Annotated in this window: 20 protein-coding genes; 7 read left to right on the forward strand and 13 right to left on the reverse strand. The window is 39.4% G+C overall.

Annotated features, from left to right (window positions below; translation table 11 throughout):
• The first annotated feature begins 4 nt into the window (after positions 1–4).
• On the forward strand, positions 5–478 hold the full coding sequence (locus IGI88_RS05675; RefSeq protein WP_052533231.1) for a DUF3955 domain-containing protein: 474 nt from the start codon (positions 5–7) through the stop codon (positions 476–478).
• Positions 479–538: 60 nt separating this feature from the next.
• Here IGI88_RS05675 and cls read toward each other — a convergent pair whose 3' ends face one another.
• Entirely contained in the window at positions 539–2,068 is a 1,530-nt protein-coding gene (gene cls, locus IGI88_RS05680; protein ID WP_005233225.1) for a cardiolipin synthase, read from the reverse strand.
• Between the two features lie 353 nt (positions 2,069–2,421).
• Here cls and IGI88_RS05685 point away from each other — a divergent pair, with 353 nt between their 5' ends.
• Positions 2,422–3,843 carry a cryptochrome/photolyase family protein gene (locus tag IGI88_RS05685; RefSeq protein ID WP_429960264.1) on the forward strand — a complete coding sequence of 474 codons (1,422 nt, stop codon included), beginning with the start codon at positions 2,422–2,424 and terminating at the stop codon, positions 3,841–3,843.
• 421 nt (positions 3,844–4,264) lie between these two features.
• Positions 4,265–4,654, forward strand: a complete 390-nt coding sequence (locus IGI88_RS05690; protein WP_034871925.1) for a YxeA family protein — start codon at positions 4,265–4,267, stop codon at positions 4,652–4,654.
• A 284-nt stretch (positions 4,655–4,938) separates the two neighbouring features.
• Here the strand turns inward: IGI88_RS05690 and IGI88_RS05695 are convergent, their stop codons facing one another.
• From IGI88_RS05695 to IGI88_RS05715, 5 genes are all read right to left on the reverse strand, one after another.
• On the reverse strand, positions 4,939–6,387 hold the full coding sequence (locus IGI88_RS05695; RefSeq protein WP_429960265.1) for a helix-turn-helix domain-containing protein: 1,449 nt from the start codon (positions 6,385–6,387) through the stop codon (positions 4,939–4,941).
• 536 nt (positions 6,388–6,923) lie between these two features.
• Positions 6,924–8,318, reverse strand: a complete 1,395-nt coding sequence (locus IGI88_RS05700; protein ID WP_005233215.1) for a glutamate decarboxylase — start codon at positions 8,316–8,318, stop codon at positions 6,924–6,926.
• A 29-nt stretch (positions 8,319–8,347) separates the two neighbouring features.
• Complete coding sequence (locus tag IGI88_RS05705; RefSeq protein ID WP_005230559.1) at positions 8,348–9,757, reverse strand: amino acid permease; 1,410 nt, start codon at positions 9,755–9,757, stop codon at positions 8,348–8,350.
• Positions 9,758–9,782: 25 nt separating this feature from the next.
• Complete coding sequence (locus tag IGI88_RS05710) at positions 9,783–10,424, reverse strand: hypothetical protein (protein WP_005230557.1); 642 nt, start codon at positions 10,422–10,424, stop codon at positions 9,783–9,785.
• Positions 10,425–11,616: 1,192 nt separating this feature from the next.
• The gene (locus IGI88_RS05715) at positions 11,617–12,069 is read right to left on the reverse strand and encodes a GNAT family N-acetyltransferase (RefSeq protein ID WP_140966164.1); all 453 of its coding nucleotides are present in this window, start codon (positions 12,067–12,069) and stop codon (positions 11,617–11,619) included.
• A 390-nt stretch (positions 12,070–12,459) separates the two neighbouring features.
• Here IGI88_RS05715 and IGI88_RS05720 point away from each other — a divergent pair, with 390 nt between their 5' ends.
• Together IGI88_RS05720 and IGI88_RS05725 are read left to right on the forward strand one after the other, a co-directional pair.
• Positions 12,460–12,879 carry a MerR family transcriptional regulator gene (locus tag IGI88_RS05720; protein WP_016608514.1) on the forward strand — a complete coding sequence of 140 codons (420 nt, stop codon included), beginning with the start codon at positions 12,460–12,462 and terminating at the stop codon, positions 12,877–12,879.
• 75 nt (positions 12,880–12,954) lie between these two features.
• Positions 12,955–13,821, forward strand: coding sequence for an aldo/keto reductase (locus IGI88_RS05725; protein WP_429960266.1), 867 nt, complete (start codon positions 12,955–12,957; stop codon positions 13,819–13,821).
• Positions 13,822–14,086: 265 nt separating this feature from the next.
• On the opposite strand, the gene IGI88_RS05730 is transcribed toward IGI88_RS05725, so the two are convergent.
• The 6 genes from IGI88_RS05730 to IGI88_RS05755 all read right to left on the reverse strand — a co-directional run bounded on the left by IGI88_RS05730 (position 14,087) and on the right by IGI88_RS05755 (position 17,473).
• Complete coding sequence (locus tag IGI88_RS05730) at positions 14,087–15,031, reverse strand: NADP-dependent oxidoreductase (protein WP_429960267.1); 945 nt, start codon at positions 15,029–15,031, stop codon at positions 14,087–14,089.
• A 146-nt stretch (positions 15,032–15,177) separates the two neighbouring features.
• Positions 15,178–15,528, reverse strand: a complete 351-nt coding sequence (locus IGI88_RS05735; RefSeq protein ID WP_015510556.1) for a winged helix-turn-helix transcriptional regulator — start codon at positions 15,526–15,528, stop codon at positions 15,178–15,180.
• Positions 15,529–15,882: 354 nt separating this feature from the next.
• A complete protein-coding gene (locus IGI88_RS05740) occupies positions 15,883–16,140 on the reverse strand; it encodes a hypothetical protein (protein WP_005230538.1) in 258 nt (85 codons plus the stop codon).
• Between the two features lie 31 nt (positions 16,141–16,171).
• A complete protein-coding gene (locus tag IGI88_RS05745) occupies positions 16,172–16,543 on the reverse strand; it encodes a hypothetical protein (protein ID WP_005230536.1) in 372 nt (123 codons plus the stop codon).
• Between the two features lie 116 nt (positions 16,544–16,659).
• Positions 16,660–16,941, reverse strand: coding sequence for a hypothetical protein (locus IGI88_RS05750; protein ID WP_429960268.1), 282 nt, complete (start codon positions 16,939–16,941; stop codon positions 16,660–16,662).
• A gap of 283 nt (positions 16,942–17,224) precedes the next feature.
• Positions 17,225–17,473: a hypothetical protein gene (locus IGI88_RS05755; protein ID WP_005230532.1), complete on the reverse strand. Its 249-nt coding sequence runs from the start codon at positions 17,471–17,473 to the stop codon at positions 17,225–17,227.
• A 177-nt stretch (positions 17,474–17,650) separates the two neighbouring features.
• Between IGI88_RS05755 and IGI88_RS05760 the strand changes: the two genes are divergently transcribed.
• On the forward strand, positions 17,651–18,235 hold the full coding sequence (locus IGI88_RS05760) for a TetR/AcrR family transcriptional regulator (RefSeq protein ID WP_429960269.1): 585 nt from the start codon (positions 17,651–17,653) through the stop codon (positions 18,233–18,235).
• 54 nt (positions 18,236–18,289) lie between these two features.
• Entirely contained in the window at positions 18,290–20,104 is a 1,815-nt protein-coding gene (locus tag IGI88_RS05765) for an alpha/beta fold hydrolase (RefSeq protein WP_429960270.1), read from the forward strand.
• 283 nt (positions 20,105–20,387) lie between these two features.
• On the opposite strand, the gene IGI88_RS05770 is transcribed toward IGI88_RS05765, so the two are convergent.
• On the reverse strand, positions 20,388–23,267 hold the full coding sequence (locus IGI88_RS05770) for a bacterial Ig-like domain-containing protein (protein WP_429960271.1): 2,880 nt from the start codon (positions 23,265–23,267) through the stop codon (positions 20,388–20,390).
• Positions 23,268–23,481: the final 214 nt, after the last annotated feature.

Consider the following 23,481-nt stretch of genomic DNA (forward strand, 5'->3'; position numbering starts at 1 on the left):
AAAGATGGAATTTGGCGAAAAAATCAAAGAAGTACGCACAAGAAATAACTTGACCCAAGAACAATTTGCCACTCAACTACACGTGACGAGACAAGCCGTTTCGAACTGGGAAAACAATCGCAATTTACCAGATTTAGAAATGTTGATTGCCATCGCCACGATTTTTCAACTCTCGCTTGATGAATTGATTTTAGGAGGAACTCAAGTGAACAAGATCACTGAAAAACTAATCAAAGACGGCAGCGAGACCCGACGCGCCAAACTCAATTTGATCACGACCTTGATCGGAACATTTTTACTACTATTCGGCTTTGCCTGCTTCTTCATCAAAGCAAGCTCCGTGGAATACATCGATCAATCCGGCATTTTACATGAAAATTTCTATCTAATCCCCGTAGGATTTTTGTTCCTATTGGCTAGTTTCGTAGTATTTGCGGGAACCGGGATCAATTATTTTCGAGCTGCTAGAAGAAAATGACGCGAAAAAACTCGATTCCAGATGATGGAATCGAGTTTTTTCTCTGTTCGCTATCTTCCTTCAAAGAATCGGAACAAACAAGCCACTGATTTTTTCTTTTGTTTTCGTCAAAAGGCTTCTGGCTTGCCATTCTTCTTTTTCTACTAATTTTGCATGAGCTAAGTCTTCCATAAATTGCTGATTTAACTCTGTGATTATTTTCGACGGCCCATAGATGAACATAGATAACTCATGGTTAAGGTAAAAACTACGAATATCAAAATTTGTTGACCCGATCGTTGCAGCAAACTCATCGACGATCATATATTTACAGTGAATAAAAGCAGTCTCATCATAGGTGTAGACTTCGACGCCGGCAGATAATAATTCATCAATAAACGAATTCGTGCCATGAAAAGAAATTCCTCGATCCCCTTTTCCCGGCACAATCAATTGCACGTTGATCCCACACCGTGCTGCTCTTCTAAGCGCACCTAAACTTTCTTCATCAGGAATAAAGTAAGGCATTGCGATCTTAATCGAATCCGTTGCCTTTCCAATGAGGTCATTAAAGGAATCCTTAATGATTCGCTCGCTATCATAGGGTCCGCCGTAGATTACCTGAACGATTTCCGAACCGCTTTGAACGTCGGTCTTCAACGGAAAATACGTAGCTGTCTGTGTCAAAAAATGAGTGACCGTTTCTTCCGTTTCATCAAGAAAGAGCCAATCATAAATAAAGCACTCTTGTACTTCTAGAACAGCAGGTCCTTCTATCCGGATGTTTGTGTCTCGCCAATAAGAAAACTTACTGCCTCGCCCACTATATTCATTTCCAATATTCATGCCTCCTGTATGTGCAATCTCACCATCAATAACGACCATTTTACGGTGATTGCGCCAGTTCGCTTTATTACTTAGCCAAGGCGAGTTCAACAAATCATACGTGCGCACCTCTACCCCATTCTTTCGCATCAATAATAATAATTGATTAGGAAAGGCGATCGACCCCACGCTATCATACATAAACCGAACTTCCACCCCTTGTTTGGCCTTTTCGACCAGAACATTTGTCAGCTCCTCCCCTGTTTCATCCCCTTTAACGATATAAAAAAACACATGCACATGATGCTTGGCTTTCTTGATATCTTCTAGCAAAGAAGCGAACGCCTCAGCGCCTTCATTTAATACAGTCAGATGATTATTGATTGTGGGATATTTGCCTGAAAGATGAAAAATCTCAGTGGAGAGATCATGTTTCCCATGAATGACCTCTGAATGTTCTTGCAAAATAGCCGAAACCGTTCGCTGCACTTCCCGTTCATTTTGTATCTGCTGTTTGGGCAACTTCCTTAATCGAGGTTCACGACCAATTAAATAATACAACATGACTCCTACAATCGGTAAAAACAATAAAGCTAAGATCCAAGCAATCTTCGAAGTTCCATCCCTTTGATCAAAAACCACTAAGTAGCCACAAAGAAGAATCGCCAAAATTTCAATGGCCTGCCAAGCATAAATCATCTGATTTAAAAAGAGAATTAATCCAACCGTCACAAGTATCAGTAAAAGCGTTAAAATTTTGTATTGCTGTAATTTGTTTTTGATCATCCTTCACTCCATCCAAATATGCGCTTATTAATAAACGCTAAAGTAAAAAGCCTCACTATATACTATGATTATATACGTTCTCGTTACGCAAATGTAACTCATTTCATCCCCTACTACTCATTTTTTACCTATTATTTATTAAGAAGAGACGATTTGTAGAAACGAAACGGTAAATGACAAGCGCCTATTCAAATCGGTGCACCAATTAAAACAAACCCTGTAAGCATCCCTCGACTTGTTGCAACAGCAATTTTCTTTACGCAATCGCCAAATTTGAATAAATCCCATCTTTCCATTACTATAAACGAAATTCGATCGTTTTTTTGTACGGTTATACTATCAAGGAGGTTTGTATGGCAATTCATGTGATGTGGTTTAGAAAGGATCTGCGCTTAGAGGACAATACGGCGCTTACTGAGGCGCTTTTGTCTCTTCAAGCAAACGACCAATTGTTGTGTGTGTTTCATCTCAATGAAAAGCAGTTTCTCCCCGATGCACCAAGCCATGATTACTTTTTTAGCGCGGTTGCTCACTTTATCGAGGCTGCCAAAAAGCAAAATCTGACGATCCACCTCTTGACGGGGACTTTGACAGAAGCCTTTGATCAGTTGTTCGCTCACTATCCAGAATGGAGCCAACTGTACTTCAACTTTGATAACCGTGGATTTGGTCGTAAACGCGACCTCTATATAAAAGAATTGGTCGAGAAAAAAGGCGTCACTGTCCATTCCTTTGAAGAACATCATCTGCACCAACCAACGGAAGTCACCAAAGAGGACGGGACGTATTACAAAAAATTTACGCCCTATTATAAGAAATGGATCCAGCTGCCCAAACCGGTCTATCAAAAGCAGGCCCTTGATTTTGAAAAAGCCGCTCATTTTAATGATGCCCCTCACTTCAAAGCAGGGACAGCGCTGCTTGCTAAGCTGCTAAAAAATAGAAAGACCGATTTTTCAACGATCGTTGGGGAAGACTATGCACATAAACAATTGCAGGCCTTTGTGCAAAAGCGTTTGGCCGCCTATGAAAAAGACCGTGATCTCCCTTCGATCAAAGGAACCAGCCGCCTGTCCCCTTTCTTGTCTTTTGGACAACTCTCTATTCGGAAGGTTTGGGCCGCTTGCCAAGGGATGCCATCCAGCACTGGCAAAGCGACCTTTTTAAAAGAACTGGCTTGGCGAGATTTTTATCATATGATCTACTTCACTCATCCGGAGCAAAAAAACTATGAACTCATTGAGAAATATCGAAACATGGATTGGCAAAAGGATGAAGAGGCGTTTAACAAATGGCAAGCAGGACAAACCGGCTATCCGATCATTGATGCCGCGATGCGGCAGCTGAATCAAACCGGTTGGATGCATAACCGTCTACGGATGATCGTCGCTTCCTTTCTAACCAAAGATTTACTGATCGATTGGCGGCAAGGAGAAGCCCATTTTGCTCGACAATTGATCGACTACGACGCTGCCAGCAATATCGGCGGCTGGCAGTGGGCAGCTTCGACCGGCACCGATGCGGTTCCTTACTTTCGAATTTTCAACCCCATCACTCAGGGGAAAAAATTCGACAAAGAGGGGACGTTTATCAAACAATTTGTTCCCGAACTCGCCCAGTTGCCGCTAAAATTCATCCACGAACCTTACCTGATGACTGACGAAGAACAAGCCGACCTAAAGGTAGTTTTAGGCACCAACTATCCGTTGCCTATAGTTGATCACAACGAAGCCAGAAAAAGAGCCCTCGATTTGTATAGTAAAATCGAGCCGTAAGCAGCTGTCATGGCCTGCTCTCAAACATTTTCGGTAGAAAAAAACCAGCAAAGACGGGCTCTTACGGAGCGTCTTTGCTGGTTTTTTATTAAACTGATGCGCCGTTTTTCATCTTTCTATAGTGAAAAAAACAACGACACGTCTTATCAAATAGTCTGCTGGTGAGCATACAAAAAAGAAACATTTTCCATGCTGTGTTTTTTTATTAAGGTCTTGTCGCCTGATTCCGCACTTATTTCTAGTCACTCTAAGCAACAATACCCTGACGATTTATAGATAGAACCCTTTATTAGCGGCGTTCCCCACTTTTCCACGACTGGCTAGTAACATTTCTCCTTGCAAAACTGTTCGTCTGATGAAAGGTCATCTATAGAACCATTCTGTTATAATAGCTCCATATTTGAGGATAAGGATGGTTTATATGAAAAAAATAATCGGATTCGTCTTAGTCGTACTTTTAGGGTTTGCCGGATACAAAGGCTATGAATATTATCAATCCACCTACTCAGGACAAACAGCTTACGCGTATGTCCCATCTGAGATTCCCCCTAAGGTAGAACATGAAAGTAAAAGCGGCATCGGCGACCAGTCGCCTTGGTATTCTTACGATTACACGTTAAACTTTGTAAAAGAAGATGGTAGCACACAAACACTCGAGGTTTCATTATCAGAAGATAACGCAAAACCCTTAACCCCAAATTCTTATGTAAAAGCGGTGATCAGTGAAAAGCGTACAATAAAAGGCCCGAATAGCGTTGAAAAAGACGCAATTCCCAAAAAGGTTCTAGAAAAATTAGAAAATCAGAACTAACGATTGCAGACTCACATCATTATGTGGGTCTTTTTTTACATCCTTCCAAAACCCCCATTTTGAATCCCTTCTATTATTTTCACGCTTGTTGTCTTCTGTACGTTATACAAGGATACTGGACACATTTATTTAGCAGAAAGCTGCTTGACTGATCCCTGTTTTCATTCCGTCATCAATGATAAGAGCAATTCAAGTGCCTTTTCCTTTCCCTACTTCGCAGATAATTGAAAAAGCAGCGAATCACCTATCCGTTGACTCGCTGCTTTTCAACTAAAAATGACTGCTCACACCACAAAAGAATGATACTTAGAGTAAGCAATTTGATCGACGATCGCAGAAACCTGGTTGACGTCTAAATCGGCACCAATGGCGGTCACTTGATAAAATTGGTCATAATTGTTCCCTAATTGGGGGAGATTGGCATTGGAAATCAACAAATCAAATGTCTCGTCCGGAGTATAGGGTAAAACAACAACATTTTGCTTGCCTTTTAGTTCATTTTTTAACAAGTAAATCGAAGCATCCGCCAAAAGACTGGAGCACATATTTAAGACCCCGATCCGTACCCGATATTCTTCTTTAGGTGATAACATATAAATTAAAAAGACTAGGCGTTTCTTGAGATAGTTGAGTTTCGTGGGCGTAAACAAGTTGGTCGGTGCAATAATGTGTTCCAGAATATCTGAGATCACTTGATCTCGCAAGGAATTATGAAACATTTTGTGGTAATAATTTAGCGTGACTCGATCGATGGAATAATTCACTCCATGAAAGTAATAAACTTGTGCGATTAAGGAAAAGACATTGGCTTTGATATCGATCGTCGTATGCGAGGTATCAAGACGATAAATGGACTGGATTGCTGCCATGACTTCATCGGTGATCTCAAAGACGGGATTTTTATTAGTGTACAGTCCTAAGCGAAGTTCCTCGTAAGGAATCCCGCCCACCGTAATGAGGAAGAGACAGATAAAGAATGGCACGATCTTCGCTTCATCTACTGAGCAGATACATTTTTTAGAAGCATAGATCTGTCGAATAAAGTGACAGAGGGGCATCTCTTGGCAGCGCTCGATTTTGGTTTGTTCTTCTGGACTTAAACTTCCCAAGGTCGTGTGAGACGTGACTTTTTTCATAATCACATACAACCAGATCTTCAGCTGCTTTTGTTGGGCAATCGATAAGGTTATTTTTTTCTCTAACTCTGCAACTAGGTCATCGATCAAAACAGAATCGATCGTTGTTGCACCCATTTTGAAAAAATTATAGTAAAAATAAATGCGTTGTGTCATCGTTCCAACTAGTTTTTTGTTTCTGATCTTTAATTCAAAATGCTGCAACAACTGATTGCACTCAGCAATCAATCGATTGAGGGTCCCCACACTTATGTTTAATTCATCAGCCAAGACGAAGGCATCATAGCCTGCATGTTGAAACAAATAATGGATGATTTGATATTTAGCAGATTTTTTCAATAGCGTGTCGGTCAAATCATCCAGTGAGACACTATCGGTTACTTGCAGTTCCAACGTATAACGATTGATGATAAATGAGACCTTCTCATTTTTTAGTTGCCGTTGAAGGCTCTCTGATAATTTCGTCAAGGTCGGCATCGTAATATCTAATTCCCGACACGCATCACTTTTTTTGATATGACCGGTCGATAAATACAAAAATTTGAGCAAGATATACTCTAATTTTAAGTCCTTATCCAGTAAGTCTTCTTTATACATGACTGTTTTTCCTCCAGTGTAAATCTATATTCATTCAGAATAGTTACAACCAATTTACAGAAAAAGATAGCAGTACGTTACTTATGAAACAAACAAGCGCAGTAAAAACAGGCCCTTTCTACACATATTTTTCCTTCACTTACTCCCCAACAAACCATGACTGACAAACAAAAACCCTCGATGCAAGACGAATTTCCCTAAGAATTCCCTCACGACAACGTTCTAAGATTTCCTTTTCGTTTATGTAAAACGTTCTTCTCTAAAAAAATATATTTAGACCATAATAATTAATACTATCACAAGTCAGAAATGTCAATAAATGAAATTATCAAGCACTGTTTTTTTACTTTCTCTTAAAAAACGACACTATCAAGTGCTTACCCGTTCTTACAAACAAAAAAATCAAAGGCAGTCGATGCAACCGCCTTTGATTTTTCTATAAACCAAGGTTCATTCAGTCTTGCAAAAAACGTTTCATAAAGGGACTTTTTATTCATTGAAAAAAGCAATGAAAGGGTTTCTAGCGATACCGTTTCTTAATGTGAAAAGCCATAGGTTTGATCGGATGAAACATGACGGCTTGGTCGCTTGTTCAAGCGCTCGATTCCTTCTTTCATGTCTTGCACCAGATCCATTGCCATTTGCATACTTAAATCTGCCCGGCAGACAAAGCGTTGGATATTGATATGTGATAGATTATCAGGTAATGGATAGGTAGGGACTTGCCAGCCTTTCATCGCAAATTCATCCGTCAAATCATACAGATTCCAAGAAATATCGGCATCTTCTTTTAATTTGTAGCAGACGATCGGCAACCGTGAACCATCATTATAAATATCGAAGTAACCCATGTTTTCAATCTCTTTTGCTAAATATTGGGCAACATCGCTGGTCTTTTTGTGGATCAAGCGGTAGCCTTCAAACCCATTGCGGATAAAGGTGTAATATTGTCCGATGATTTGGCTGGCGCTTCTTGAAAAGTTGATGGCCATCGTTGGCATTTCACCGCCAAGATAACTTACTTTAAAGACCAACTCTTCTGGTAAGAAATCTTTTTCTTTCCAAAGCACCCAACCGATACCAGGGTAGACTAACCCATATTTATGTCCAGACGTACTGATGGAACGAACGTTTTTCAAACGGAAATCCCATTCAAGTTCTGGTTCCATAAATGGCGTGTACAATCCCCCACTAGCCGCATCCACGTGGATGTAGACTTTGTAGTCGGTGTGTTTGTTGTATTCCTCTAATTTCTTGTCTAGTGCTTTGATATCATCGTATCGTCCAGTGTAAGTGATTCCTAAAATACCAACGACCCCGATCGTATATTCATCTAAATAGTCCGTGACCTTTTCAACATTAATGCTGCCATGTTCTTCATCGATAGGGATCGTTCGCATTTCAATGTCCCAGTAGACACAGAATTTTTCCCAAACGACTTGATAGGCAGAAGAAATCACTAAGTTTGGTTTTTGTTTATTGATATCTAAGCCAAGTTTTTTTGCCCGATTGCGCCAAGCAAATTTTAAGGCCAATCCACCTAACATACACGCTTCACTTGAGCCTACCGTTGATGTACCGATAAAATCGGACGCTTCTGGGGCATGCCATAAATCAGCGATCATATTGACACAGCGGTTTTCAATTTCTGCTGTCCGTGGGTACTCGGTTTTATCGATGGCGTTTTTATCAAGGGTTTCACTCATAATTTTGACTGCTTCTGGTTCCATGTAGGTTTGACAGAACGTCGCCAAATTTTGTCTTGAGACCCCTTCATCGATCAATTGATCTTTGACTAATTCATAGGCATCCCGCGGTACCAAGGACTCTTTTGGTAATTTGTACATAGGGATCGCTTGATCCATTGCCTCATTCCCATAGATAGGCTCCAAATATTGGGCTTCTTTTCGATTTTTTTTACTAAATAACATGCAGCTCTCCTCCTCATAGGTTGTGCTTTTTATTTTTTATCGCTTGCTTTTTCACCTACATATTTATAGATGACAAACGGTATCACGACAATAATCAGCCAACTGATGATCAAGATGGCTAAATAGGTTCCGCCCTTTCCGGTGCCGATATCGCTCGGTGGAAAGAAGGAAATAAAGAAAGAAAAAATAGAAACAAGCAAACCAACCATCGCAACACCAATTTTCACATTTTTCCCACCAGGAATATGATACGTTCTTGTTAAGTCGTCTTTTTCTTTGACTAATTTAATATAGGAAAGAAACAAGAGGACATAAGCCACCAGATAGATGCAGACCGTCAACGCCATCGCAACGAAGAAGGATAGATTGGCGCCTCCACCGCCTAATGTCAAGACAACCGCCCAAATGGAAACAATGATGCCTTGTACCAAAACGATATTGATTGGGACATTGTGTTGATTGACTTTGGCCATTTGTTTTGGCAGCAAGCCATTTTCAGCTGCTTCAAGCATCGCCGTCGATGGGCCGACCACCCAAGCAGCAATTTCTGCAATGACACCTAAACAGATGACCACGGCAATCAAACGAACCAGCCATTCTCCGCCGCCAAAATGATGGATCAAATAAGAATAGGCTTGAATCACGCCAGTATCAAGAGACAATTGATTTTGGGGAATCGTGGCAGCCACCGTTGCCCCACCTAACGTATCCAAAAGAATCGTTGCTACAACTAAAATCAAAATAGCTTTCGGGTAATTCTTTCCAGGATTGTCCATATCTTTTACGTGACTGGCAGAAGATTCAACCCCTGCATAGGCTAAAATAAAGGAAACAAAAACGACCAGCGTATTGATTTTCGTGAAATCAGGAATCCAAGCGCCTGATCCAAAAGAAACTTTGACGGGATTCCCTTGAGCAATGTAGACAATTCCTAAGATAAAAAGAATGATCCCTGTTGCGACGATCCCCACAAAGAACCCTACTTTGGCAATCTTCGCAGTATTTTTTGTTCCGCCAAATTGCGAGATCGTGATTAGCCAAAAGATCACTAAAGTGGCAATCAGCTTCAGCCAAACATTCGTATTAAGAGCCGGCCAATTTAGGGCATAGGAAAGCGCCCCGACAATAAAGTAAATCATCGTAATAAAGCCTACCGTGATTTGGAACCATTGGAAGAAAATGGCAGCAAAGCCCCATTTTCTCCCTAATGTTTTTGAGACCCAGGTATAGAGTCCCCCTTTTTCCCATCCCTTTACAGTAGCCATCTCCGCAGAGCAAAGGGCTACAGGGATAAACCAGAGGAAACCGCCGACGAGTAAATAAAAAACTAAATTCATCTTCGATGTCGCAAAGGTTGGATACTCATATACCGTCATCACCATTGAAGCAGTTATTGCAAAAAAACTCAACAATGATAGTTTTTTCTTGCTAGTATCCATTTTTTTTACCTCCTATCGTTAGATACTATTTTTCAGCAGCGGAAGATAGATCAATATGGTACGTATGTGTCAAATCTCCATCTGCTTTAAATTCGATTTCGACCGCTTTGATCGCTGGCAAACTTTGTTCTTGCGCCACTTTAAAATGAATAAAGCCATCTTTATGTTTGTCATGGGTCAAAATCTCATCATCTAAGTAGTCCACAAACACTTCCGCTTCTACTTTTTTGCCATCATTCAACACCAAATAGGCTTTGTCAGGTTTGATTTTTTTGTCTTTCGAATCTTCATTAAACAATTGATATTTCAGTGAGAGCAATGTTTTGTATTCTTTGTCTTTGTCTTTGAATTCTTCTACATTCACGATTTTTACATGATTCACTAAAAAGCGAATGTGATCCCAACCAGCATTTTCATAATTCGTTTCATACCAAACGACGTCTTTGATTTTCGGATCGATTCCCTTAGTTACGATTTCTTCAAAATACCCGTCATCACTCAATTTTTCACTTCCCACAACTACTTCATCTGACGAATCGCTGATCAACGTTTCCGTTCCAGACCCAGAGACCACTTCCCCCGATTCTTCCACTGTTGAGCATGCACCTAGAGTAAACAAAACGCCTACACCTAAAACGAAACCTGCAACTAATGATGTTTTCTTCATTGTAAATCCTGTCCTTTCTTTTATTATTTTTATTCCATCTCAGGTATACCATTTAACCCAAAAAAGCGAATACCTAATTTTTTATTTTAAAAACAAAAAAACGCGAAAAATAATTCGCGTTTCGGTGCTATCATGAAGTGCAGATAAGAACAATGACCATTGAAAAGAAAGGACTGAGTTTTTTTGAGAGCGCTTGTGGTCGTCCTAACTGCCGTTTTGTTAAGTATCAGCCCTCTTTCAGCTGACTTTTATCTGGAAAAGACGGACAGACATACTTCTAACGCAATGTTTTCTCGGATAGAAGTTGCCCAAAATGAGTGGGCGACTACTGGATCAAAAAGATTTGTTGGAACGCTGATGCTTCCTGATGCAAAAGGCAGCCTGTTGACAGCTGACGGGCATTTTATGAGAAGACCTTCCAAGCTTGCGACGAATAGACGCGTAGCAATAGCAGCTTGTAGGGTTCAAAAAACACCCAAAATCGCACGGGGCAGTCATCTGTCTCAGCGCTGTAGCTCTTTAGCCCCTACGACTTTGCGGTTAGAAAAAGCGTGTCAGGCACGGCAATCAAACGTCCTTAGCTCTCATCCGAGTATCTGGTGTCGTACATGACGCCTTCATCCACAGGGTTTCCGCAGTGATGGCACATAGGTAAGTCAAAAACAAATGATCCTCAAAACGTTTATCCTCCGGCGTATCCTAGACAAATCTACTTCCCCATCCTGAACAAAAAAATAGCCACTACCTACTTTCCACTTACTTGTGCCATCCTCTGCTTGATAAAATGATCAAAATTTTTTGATTGAAAAGAAAAAATTGCCTATTCTGTTTTGATCATTTTTTTAGTGATCGATCATTACTTAGCTAGCTAAGCCCCCCAAACCTCAAGCAGCCCCCGAAAACAGTTTCGGAGGCTGCTTGGGGTGAGCTTTTCATTCAAATCGGAAAGGTTTTTGGAGGCATTGCAAATGAAGCTGACTTGATTGGGTAGCAGTCTTTCACATTACCAGCGTAATCTAAATGATGACGACCTATAAAATGATGAATGATAGACAGTCGTATATAACGACTGCTGAAAATAAAAAGCTTGTGACGCTTATCTTGTTTCTAAAATCGTCTTCAATCAACCTAATCTTAGTGCTTCTAGGCATACAGCCAAGCAATCCTCAAAAACAAAGAATTAAAAAAACAGCTACTTGTTATCAACTTTCTTCATATACAGAATCGGATAAGGATTTCCTTGTTCGTCTAACTCGCTTCTTTTGTATACCTCAAATCCCATATGCTCATAAAATCCTTTCGCCTGAGGATTCTGTTCATTTACTCCCAGTTCATTTACAGCATAGTTTTCCATCCCGTATGCCAAGAGTTTCTTTCCTAAGCCCTTGCCTCTTTGTTCATTTGCTATAAACAGCATTTCAAGATTTCGATCCGAGATCCCCATGAAGCCAGCTGGCTCTCCATTTTCACTTTCTACGATAATCAAATGTGGCACATGATGCAATGCCTCTGGAATGTATTGCTTAATGGCTTGGATTTCGGTCTCTGACAAAAAGGTGTGCGTCGCCTTAACAGAACTCTCCCATACTTCAATTAATTGTTGCTCTAACTTTTGATTCATACTACTTACTTCTTTTATATTCATGGATAGTCACACTCTCATCAGCTTATTTTCGTTTTTCATAACAAGAATCGCTGTTTCCTTGATCCAAGCTAAGAATTTTCATCATCATCATAACATGAGACGGATTTATTTAAAATCTATGGATATAAAATGCCTCACTCATATAGATAACGAAATAATAAATTCTAAGAGAGTATGACTTGCTTTGAAAAACACTAAGAAAGGAGCTTTCAATACTGATGATTTCTCAAATCATTCTGTTGAAATAAAAATGCTTGAAACTTTTTCTTCCTATATAGTCGTCCTGACGAACAAAATATATTCTTTTAAATAAATAATTTTAAACCACTTGCCCTAGAGTCCACTTCAGGGTTTATGATTACTTATAGAAAAAGATAAGGAGAACCAACGATGAATATAAAAAAAGCAGCGGAAATGTTTGATTTGAGCGTAGACACATTGCGCTATTATGAACGAGTCGGTGTGATTCCACCTGTCCAACGCAATGAGAGTGGCTATCGGGTGTACACAACAAATGATCTAAACTGGATCTATCTAGCAAAACATTTACGAAATGCAGGATTGTCCATCGAATCGCTAATTGAATTTGCTCAATTGGCACAAGTACGTGAAAGTCAAAATGTCGAAAAAGCTCAGAAACAGATTTTAGCCGATCAACTCGAAGAATTAGAGAAAAAGTTAGCAGAAATGCAGGAAGTACGAGACCTACTTATTTATAAGATAGAAACGTATGATGAGCATATCGCAAAATTCAAAGCAGGAAATATGACTCCTGATAAAGTGGAAAAATTATGGGAACGAAAAAAGTAACATCTTTCACTTGCTATAGACCCAACTCCAAGGTTTAGGATAGAACATGTAATGAAAATTAGAGGAGGAAACACTATGCAAACAATCACACTCAATAATGGTGTCACCATGCCGCAACTAGGATTTGGCGTTTATCAAATTCCTTTGGAAGAAACAGCTGAGGCTGTTTACCAAGCAATCAAAGCTGGGTATCGCCTGATCGATACTGCTTCTATTTATGGAAATGAAAAAGAAACAGGCGAGGGAATCAAGCGCGCCATCAGTGAAGGTCTAGTCACTCGAGAAGAACTTTTTGTTACCTCTAAATTATTTATTCTCCAAGCTTCCGAAGATAAAGCGAAAGAAACGATTGAACATTCGCTTGACACAATGGGATTGACATACCTTGATCTTTATCTTATTCACCAACCATATGGAGATATTTATGGTGCTTGGCGCTCAATGGCTGCTGCTCAAAAAACAGGAAAATTACGTGCAATTGGCGTTTCAAATTTCAAATCAGCTAAGATGATCGAGTTTGTCGGCTTGAATGAGGTGAAACCTCAAATCAATCAAATCGAAGTGAACCCTTGGAATCAACGAGCGGAAGATCAGGAATGGCATGAAAAATATGACGTCCAAGTTGAAGCTTGGGCACCCTTTGCAGAAGGACGCCATGACCTATTTACCAATCCGACATTAGCAGAAATTGGCAAGCAATACGGCAAAACGGTTGGTCAAGTTGTTCTTCGCTGGTTGATGCAACGAGGCATCGTCGCTTTAGCAAAAACAGTTCGTCCAGAACGGATGGCTGAAAACATTGCTATTTTTGACTTTGAGCTTTCCCAAGAAGACATTGAAAAAATAGCCGCTTTAGATAAAAAAGAGTCCGCATTCTTTGACCACGATGCCCCCCAACAAGTGGAATGGTTTATGGAGCGGATGCTAGATACTGAAAGTTAATAGATTTTTATTGAAGAAAACTAATACAAGTCCGCTTCCTTTCGTAGTGGAAGCGGACTTGTACTGTTCCTTACTGAGTCGTATCTTGTCTCTTTTCATGGTAATTCTTACAAAATTTTTGGAAATTCTGCCTTGATCAAATAAATGAAAAATCCATCGATTAAACAAATTGCTCTGGAGCACTTTGCTTGTAGCTAAACAACGGACAGCGTTCTGTTACGCTCGCTCTTAAAATCTCTATTGTACGATTTCTATTTACTACTCCCTATTTATCAAAGACAATGATCTTTTTGCCAGTATTTCCGCCTGCTTGGAAATCAAGGTGAGCTTGCTTGATTGCTTCTAATTCAAAGGGATATGTCTTGTCTACAAGGACATCAAGTTTTCCTTGCGCATAAAGATCAATGACTTTTTCCAGCTCTTCAACAGTCATGAACCCCATAGAATACATACCAGTAATTCCTCTACGCTCCGTTTCTTCTTGGTTGATTGGCGCATTAACAGAAGTGACGCGCCCGCCTTTTTTGATTACTTGATAACTGTTCTCCAATGTTTTAGGACCAGTTAAATTAACCACTAAATCGGCATTAGAAACCAATTTTGTGAAATCTTCTGTTTGATAATCGATCGTTTCATCTGCCCCTAACTCCTTCATATAGTCAGCTTGTTCAGCGCTGCCTGTTGCTATGACATACGCTCCGGCATGTTTTGCCAGCTGAACAGCTTTAGACCCGACACCGCCAGCACCGCCATGAATCAGTACTTTTTGTCCATCTTTTGCTTGACCATCACGAATGGTTGCACCGTAGGCTGTGGCCACGCCAAGGAAAAATCCACCTAACGGCACCAAGTCCAGCTCCTTCGGTACAGCAGCAACAACTGCTGACTCGTCTAACAAAATGTATTCAGAATATGTACTCATAAACGCCATCCCAACCACATGATCACCTACTGAAAAGCGGGTCACATCATCTCCGACAGCTGTTACGATACCAGAAAAGTCTTGTCCCAAAGAGTGTGGAAGCACAGGTTTCAATTCTTTTGGCATCGTTGGAAATGGTCCATTCGCACGAATAACAATATCAGGATCATTCACGCCGATCGCTGCGGTTTTGATCACAATTTGCTTAGCAGCTGGCTCAGGGATAGCAGTTTCAACCATTTGCATAACATCTACAGAGCCATATTGATTCAGTATCATTTTTTTCATAAAAAAAACCTTCTTTCTTAAGATGATTTCATTATGACCTGTTACCTCAATAATAAAAAGTACCATATTTTTTGATAGGTACTATCGTTTTCAATAGATTTGTGTAATCATACGGATTTCAGGCACAAAAAAAATCCTTGAACGCTTCAAGGATTGACTACTTTTTCGTTTTCTGACTCATAGGTAGAAGCAAATGTTTCTAAGGCATCCAAAACTGGCATGAATTTATGCCCCATTTCGGTCAGTGAGTATTCAACTTTTGGCGGCACTTGCGGATAGACTTCACGATGAATGAGGCCATAGCTTTCAAGCATGCGCAATTCCTTTGTCAAATTTGCTTGGGTCACCATGGGCATTTTACGACTAAGCGCACCGAAACGAAGCGTTTTGTGCCGTAAAAAGGACAAGATGACCATGGACCACTTGCCGCGTACGACCTTCTGGACGCTAGCCACTGGGCATTCTACAAATAATTCAGTTTCTTCTGTTTGCTGCATCACTACTTCCTCCTATTCGCTCACTTTTGCTGCGGTCTTTCATATCAGCAATACTACCGAAATGATGACGACATACGAAACCATGAAGTATAGACATCAGTATATAACGACTGCAAAAAATAGCAAGCCCGTAACGCTTATCTGAACTCTCAAATCGGCTTCAATCAACCTAATTTTAGAGCTTCTAGGCGTACAACCAAGCCATCCTCAATTCCTTTACGCTTATAGACAGCCACTGCACAGTAATTTTTAGATCAAGATGGCTGCTGCCAGCACAACGAAAGAAGAGACGACATGCGCAATAATCGGTTCTCCACTATTATCTCTGCATCAAAGGCTACCCCTTTATTTCAATTAAATGATAGAAAGAGTGATCAAGGCAATCCCAAAAGTGATGCCATCTAGAACAAACCATTCTTTTTTACCTTGAGACGCCTTGGTAGCAATCAAACAACTTACTCCATAAAGAATCAATAGAATTCCTATGTTTATGGGAAAAGATAACCAAGCTGTCAGGGCATTAACAAATAAGAGAAGCATCAATGGTAAAATATAAAATAATGCATACCACTTTTTTAAATAGTGCGGCAGCTTCTGGTAATTTGAATACATCTATTTATCCTCACAATTCATTTCATATTGGTCATTTATTTCTGATATGAGCAGTAAGTACTTTCGTTATAAAATGAGACAAAACAAAGCTTAGGATGATAATCCCAAAAGTAATAGCAAAAGATAAAATCGTATTCTCCAGTAAATTAGCAAATAAGGGCAGCTTAATATACAAATAACACCCAATTGCCGCAATAATACTACCTGCTAAATAGAAACAAAGCATTTCAGCGACTGTTTTTGAAGAATGAATGTTTCGATCAACTGATGAAAAGTCGCCATTTTGAAAAGGTATTGGTGATCCAGTTTGTGAAGGATCAGATTTTGTATTCATTACGTTAAAGGAATTACTAGATAGATTGCTAATTGAATGTTGTTTTCGATTCTTTTCGTGATTGTTCATAGCTATTCAGACCTGCTTCCCTAAAAAAATTCATTATTTTCAATTCCTTCAAAATAATCTCAATACCATGATTTCATGCATTGTGCTATTGCATCTATTCAAAAAACTCTATATTTTCAAAACCAAGTCGAATCAACAGCACGTTGTAGGGTCGGTCCATGTTTTGCTTCATATATAAAATCTTTTGACTGTAATCCAGTACGCTCCTTAAAAATTTTCTCAAACATAGAAGAATCGTTAATGGGATCGTCATTGTGTGTCAAAGTCAATATATAGTGTTTCTCTTTTGGATTACTCCAGACCCCCATATTACTTAAAGAAGCTAAATCAAGCGGTGGAGTATTAGAAGATAAATTAATCGTATACTGGCGTCTATGCAAAACATCATTTATTTTCATAAAGCACTTCCTTAATTAGTTAGTATTTCCTCAAACATTACAGATCCAAACAAACAATATTTACCTTTTCATTTAAATACAAACGTACATAATATTATATTGCGTTCCTCTTAAGCATTTTTTTTAGATAAGCTTCGTTATCTTTCAAAACTAATTTACAGATGTTACTAGTCAACGCACGTATGATTTCTGTTATAAGTTTCGAGATCCGCACTCTTTCTTTTGTGATGAAAAGTGGTGTTTGTATGAGTGATTTTCCTTTTTAAGGGATACAAAAACAGCTTCAGTTCTTCCTATCTCTAAAATAACAAAAAACCAAATAACCACTCGAGCATACTAACAAAGGAAGCCCGATATAGAGCATACCAGTTCCTAATGGATAATTAATAGCAAGATCAAGTTGGATATTCTTAAGTTCTTCTTTGCTGATTGTGTCAAAATCTTGAATAGGGATCAAAATCGTCTGTAAAAAAAGGCCAACGATCGTCATAAAAAGGCTGATCCCAAAACAGCCAATTGCAAATTTTTTCATAAGAGTCCTCTTTTCAGCATACACTTTCTTACTGTATGTTCTTATTATACATATCAATCATTAAAAAAAGAACCTTAAATTATTTTTTTAACATTAATTTTACCACAATAAAAAGAAAATGAATCAATCAGTGAATAAAAAATTGACAAGACTCAATTAGTACTATATAGTTCTATTATGGCAAATTATAAACATTCAAATAAAAACAGAGTGATCGAAACAGCCGCCAGCCTTTTTCTCAAAGTCGGCTACACGTATACCAGTATGGATGAGGTAGTGCAGCAAAGCGGTGTGTCAAAATCAAATGTCTATTACCACTTCTCAAGTAAGGAGGAATTATTACTAGCAGTGATTGATTTTTGGATCACTGTATACCGAGAAAAACTAGCAGACATTTTGAAACAGACCAATCTAACTTTGGAAGAAAAAATGCTGACCTTTCTACAAAGTTTGGCTGAAGAAATTGAAGAGCGGGACTATCAAGGCAGCTGTCCCTTCATTACTTTCATTATGCAAGCGCCGAAAAATGATTGGCAGGTCCAAGAAAAAATCAATCATTTTTTTGATTATTTAACGCGTATCTGCGAGGGATTGATTCAAGAAGGAATAAATACTAAAGCGTTTCGTGAAGACATCAACGTCAAAGAAACGGCGGAGATTTTTGTGAATAACCTTGAAGGGGCACTCTTTTTAGCAGAAGTAAAAAAAGAGAGTCAGTATCTCACTACTACAGCCAAAAATTTATTTAAATTACTCGTTTAAGAGTAATTTTTTTATATTAAAATAGGACTGAGAAGTTCTAAAAAGGAGAAAATAATGAATATTTTAATTATCGGGGCAACTGGGTTTATTGGCAAAGAAATCGTCAAACAACTCGCAAGGGAAGTTGTTTTCTTAACATTACTTGTCAGAAATCCAGCGAAAGCAAGACCATTGCAAGCATTAGCTCCTGAAAAAATAGCGTTGGTAACAGGCGATTTAACAAAAGAGAACTTAGGCTTAAATGCGATCGACCACGAACGAGCGATGCACTGCAACATGATTCTTCACTGCGGCGGTCCGATGGATATCACCTTATCAGAAGCAGCCGCGAAGAGCTCCTTTTTAGAAGGCAGCAAAAACCTCATGACCCTTGCAACAGAAATCAACAAGAGAAACAAATTGAAAAAAATCATCCACGTAGCTGGGTACATGAGCCCATTCACGGATGATTCTTCTGTCTGGGAAACGACGGATGTGTTCAAAGAGGTGCATCCAGCGTTACTTGGAACCCCGCCCTATGAGCAGATGAAGTTTTTATCTGATATTTATATTCGACAAGAAGCGAAAAAGCACCATATTCCTTTAGCAGTAATCAATCCGCCAACCGTCATCGGTGATGAGCAAACAGGCAGCACCGAACAACTCGAAGGCTTTGGCTTATTTATAAAAATAATCCGAAGTGGAGCCTTACCTGTTATCCCCGGAGGAACCGACTATCGACTGCCGTTGATCAATAAAAATGTACTCGCTCAATTTATTGTCAAAACCATATTCAATGAGACAAAAGACGAAATGACGTATCCCCTTGTTGCCGATAAACACGCCGATAAAGAGATCGTTCAACTGATGGGACTGATTTCTGAAAGTCTTAATCGAAACAAACCTCGGCTGACTGTTCCTTTTGGTTTACTCAAGTTCGTTATGGCAGCTGGCGGAAGCAAATTAACGGGTATTCCTGAAAGCAGTTTAAACTTTTTGACCAATAGAACCTTTGACAATCGGCTGACAAAACGCGATTTTGAATCGGAACTGATTAAAAAAATAGCAGCATCAAACATCCCATTAGCAGTAGCTGACATTGATTTTCGCTTGACCTATGGGGAAGAAAGCCTAACACCCTACACACGAATAGCTGTCAACGAAGCGACGGTCTATCAATTGGAGGGCTCTGCTACTCCTCTCGTGCTTTTGCATGGCTTATTTAGCGATGGTACCGATCTCTTTCAACTGGGGCTAGCATTGAATAAGCAAACAGGCAGAAAAATTATCATTGCAGATTTACCAGGATTCGGAAGATCTCCGTTTATTAAAAAGCAACAGCTGTTGACACCATATCTTGAGTTGATACGCTCACTAAAGAATATCCTGCCTGACGGCTCTGTCTTTATCGGCCATTCTTTTGGTGCCGCCTTGTTATTAACAGCTGCTGAACAGCGCTTCTTTTCAGAGAACGATCAACTGATTCTTTTACAACCACCTGTCCACAAAACCGATTCGGTCCCTGCAACATGGCTCAGTAAACTAGCTTTAAAGCATGCCTCTGAACGACAATTACTCGCCTATTTCACAAAAAAAGGACTGCTGATAGACGAAGCAGCCTCTTCTAGTGAATATTTAAAAAGAGTGAAGAAGAGTGTTCGTTCTTCACGGATAGTCAACACAACACTTCAACTAAATCGGTTGTTAAAAGAAATGACCCTTCACCAAAGAATAGATCCTTCGATTCCAATCGTATGGGGAACCGAGGATAAAAGCTATTTACCGCCAAGAGAAACGACTAAAATAGTCGATCTGCCATTGGGTCATCATTTTCCAATCAGCCATCCGCAAGAAACAGCTAATGTGCTGGTAGAATTGATCGAAGGTTGATTTTAGGGAGGCATGATTTTATCAAGTACGCTAATCTACTTACGAAAATTCCTACTTAATATAATTAGTTATTGAAAGGTGTCCCTCTCTTTGATGAGAATAGTGTCAGTACCTTCCTAACATCCTCCATGTAAGAAGATATGTTCCTCTATGAAATAAATTTACATGGCCTCTGTGAAGGTTTCTATCTCTCAACTATCAAGAAAGAGAAGCTTGGCTGAAGTCTTTTTCAAATAAAATAAAGTACCCGGAAATAATTTCCGAATACTTTATTTTTTAGCCATTACGCTTTATTCGCTTTTCTTTTTTTCCAAAAGAAAATTACACCTGTTAGAAGCACAATTATGACACCTGCTACTAATTCAACTACTGATTTGTTTTCATTTGTTTTAGGAAGTGTTACCTGTTTCTTACTATCAGAAGTTGTTTTTTTCCGATTCTCTTTCTTTTGTTCTGGTGTCGTATGCGTTGAATCATCTTCAGGTTTTTCTTGGCTAGGTTTTTCTTGGCTAGGTTTTTCTTTTACTGTGACTGTAGCCGTTACCGTAATTCCATCATAACTATACGATACTTCGTACCTACCTGCTTTGCTCGTATCAACTTGACTTGCGTCTACTGTCAAGTCTTCGTACACGACTTTCTTTCCTGCTTTGTCTAATGCATTGTCAAAATTTTCTTTTGCCGTCCATTTATCTCCGACATAGATCGTAGAATCATGGACATTGACAGCTGTCATTTTCTCTTTAACTGTGACAATCGCTGTACTCGTTATACCATCGTACGTATACGTGACTTCAAAGCTGCCTGCTTTACTCGTGTCTGCTTTACTAGCATCGACCGTCAGTTCTTGGAAATCTATCGGATTACCATCTTTATCCAACGCACTATCGAAGTTATCCTCTGCTTGCCAGTTATCCCCCACGTAGATTGTTGAGTCATGGACATTGACGGTGGTCATTTTTTCTTTGACCGCAATAACCGCTGTACTCGTTACACCATCGTACGTATAGGTGACGTCAAAGCTGCCTGCTTTACTCGTATCGGCTTCACTATCATTGACTGCAAGATCTTGGAAATCTACTGAATTACCATCTTTATCTAATGCACGATCAAAATTATCTTCTGCTTCCCAGTTATCTCCCACATAGATCGTTGAGTCATGAACATTGACGGCTGTCATTTTTTCTTTGACCGTAATGATCGCTGTACTCGTTACACCATCATACGTATAGGTAACTTCAAAGCTGCCTGCTTTACTCGTATCGGCTTCACTATCATTGACTGCAAGATCTTGGAAATCTACTGAATTACCATCTTTATCTAATGCACTATCAAAGTTATCCTCTGCTTGCCAGTTATCCCCCACATAGATTGTTGAGTCATGGACATTGACGGTGGTCATTTTTTCTTTGACCGTAATAACCGCTGTACTCGTTACACCATCGTACGTATAGGTGACGTCAAAGCTGCCTGCTTTACTCGTATCGGCTTCACTATCATTGACTGCAAGATCTTGGAAATCTACTGAATTACCATCTTTATCTAATGCACTATCAAAGTTATCCTCTGCTTGCCAGTTATCCCCCACGTAGATCGTTGAGTCATGGACATTGACGGCTGTCATTTTTTCTTTGACCGTAATGATCGCTGTACTGGTTATACCGTCGTACGTATAGGCAACTTCGAAGCTACCTACCTTACTCGTGTCGGCTTTACTAGCATCGACAGTTAAAGCTGAAAAATCAACATCGTTGCCATCTTTATCCAACGCACTATCGAAATTATCTTCTGCTTGCCAGTTATCCCCCACATAAATCGTGGAATCATGAACATTGACTGTCGTTTGTTTTTCTTTGACTGTCACGGTTGCTATACTGGTTACACCATCATACGTGTACTTGACTTCAAAGGTTCCTGCTTTACTCGTATCGGCGTTACTCTCATCAACCACAAGGTCTTGGAAGTATATCGAATTGCCCTCTTTGTCTAATGCACTATCAAAGTTGTCCTCAGCTTGCCAGCTTTCTCCTGCATAGATCGTGGAATCATGAACATTGACTGTCGTTTTATTATCTTTTACTGTCACTTTAGAGATACCGCTGACAGAATTAGTAGTATTGGCACTATTATAATAGTACCGATATTCTACTTCATAAACGCCTGGGTAACTTAAGTCTACTTGATCACCAAGGATCTTAATATCATTAGTCAGAGAATATAGTTCATCTCCCAAATCGTCTGAGGCAGAAATAAAACCATCTTGTGGGTTCCAGCTTTCCCCTGTATATAAGGTAATGTTCCTTACATTTAATTTAGGAACTTTCGCCCACATATAGTCGCCAGCCATCGTATCACCATCATAGGTTTTAGTTAGTTTTTCTCTATCATACCTAGCTTTAGTTTCAACATTTATCCAAACACCACCGTAAACTCCGTCATTCGGTGGCGCATTTAAATAATAGCCGCCAAGTACTGTTTTTTTACCTAAAGTTATATAATTCAAGTTAGGAGGAAATGCGCTAGTGTCATACTTCCACGTATCAATATTAGACATATCCCAACTTGAAATATCTAAAGTCGTAAGTGCACTTGAACCAAAAAACATAGAATCCATTGAAACTAAACTAGCCGTATTAAGACCGGATACGTCTATTTGTTTAAGTGCAGGCAGATGTTGAAAAGTACCTATCATAGTTGTTGTGGCATTCGTATTCAAGAAATTTAAATTATCAATTTGAGTTACATTTGTAAGGTACGCAAAAAAATAGTCAAGGTGAGTGCCTGCAATCACCTCTCCCTCCAACACAACTTTTTTAATTGACTGTCCGTAGTCAAACCACGATGGCTTATCACCTCCCGCTGGAAATTCAGGAAGCTTCCCTGAGTAAATATGTAAAATCCCATTTTCATCAATTACCCAAGCACTCGTTCCATTTGTTCCCGTAGCTATGTCGCTAACAGCGGAACTATTTGCTTGCTTCTCCTTGTCATTGCCCCCCTCCTTACTACTTAATTTTTGGTCACTCGAAACTGTCTTACTTTCCGTTGGTTCAGTGTGTTCAACGCTCTCCTTAGTTGCAACGGTTTCACTGACAAAATCAGCCCCATCGGTCTGCGATCCACTTTTTAAAGTATTAGTGTTAACAACGGTCTCTTTACTCATTGTATTACTTTCACAAGTTTTTTCTCCACTATCATCAATGCTTGTTTCATTTGGAGTAAGATTTTCTTCATTTTGTGTTAGCCGATTTTCAATAACATCAGCTACGACTTGGCTGGAATTTATCACAGAAGGGATTGTCAATATAAACATACTAAAAAGTATTACTAATCTTTTTTTCATTTTTAGCGCTGCCTTTCTTTCTTACATTTATCAC

The sequence above is a fragment of the Enterococcus sp. AZ179 genome, assembly GCF_050498885.1.
In the GTDB taxonomy this organism is placed as follows: domain Bacteria; phylum Bacillota; class Bacilli; order Lactobacillales; family Enterococcaceae; genus Enterococcus_D; species Enterococcus_D entomosocium.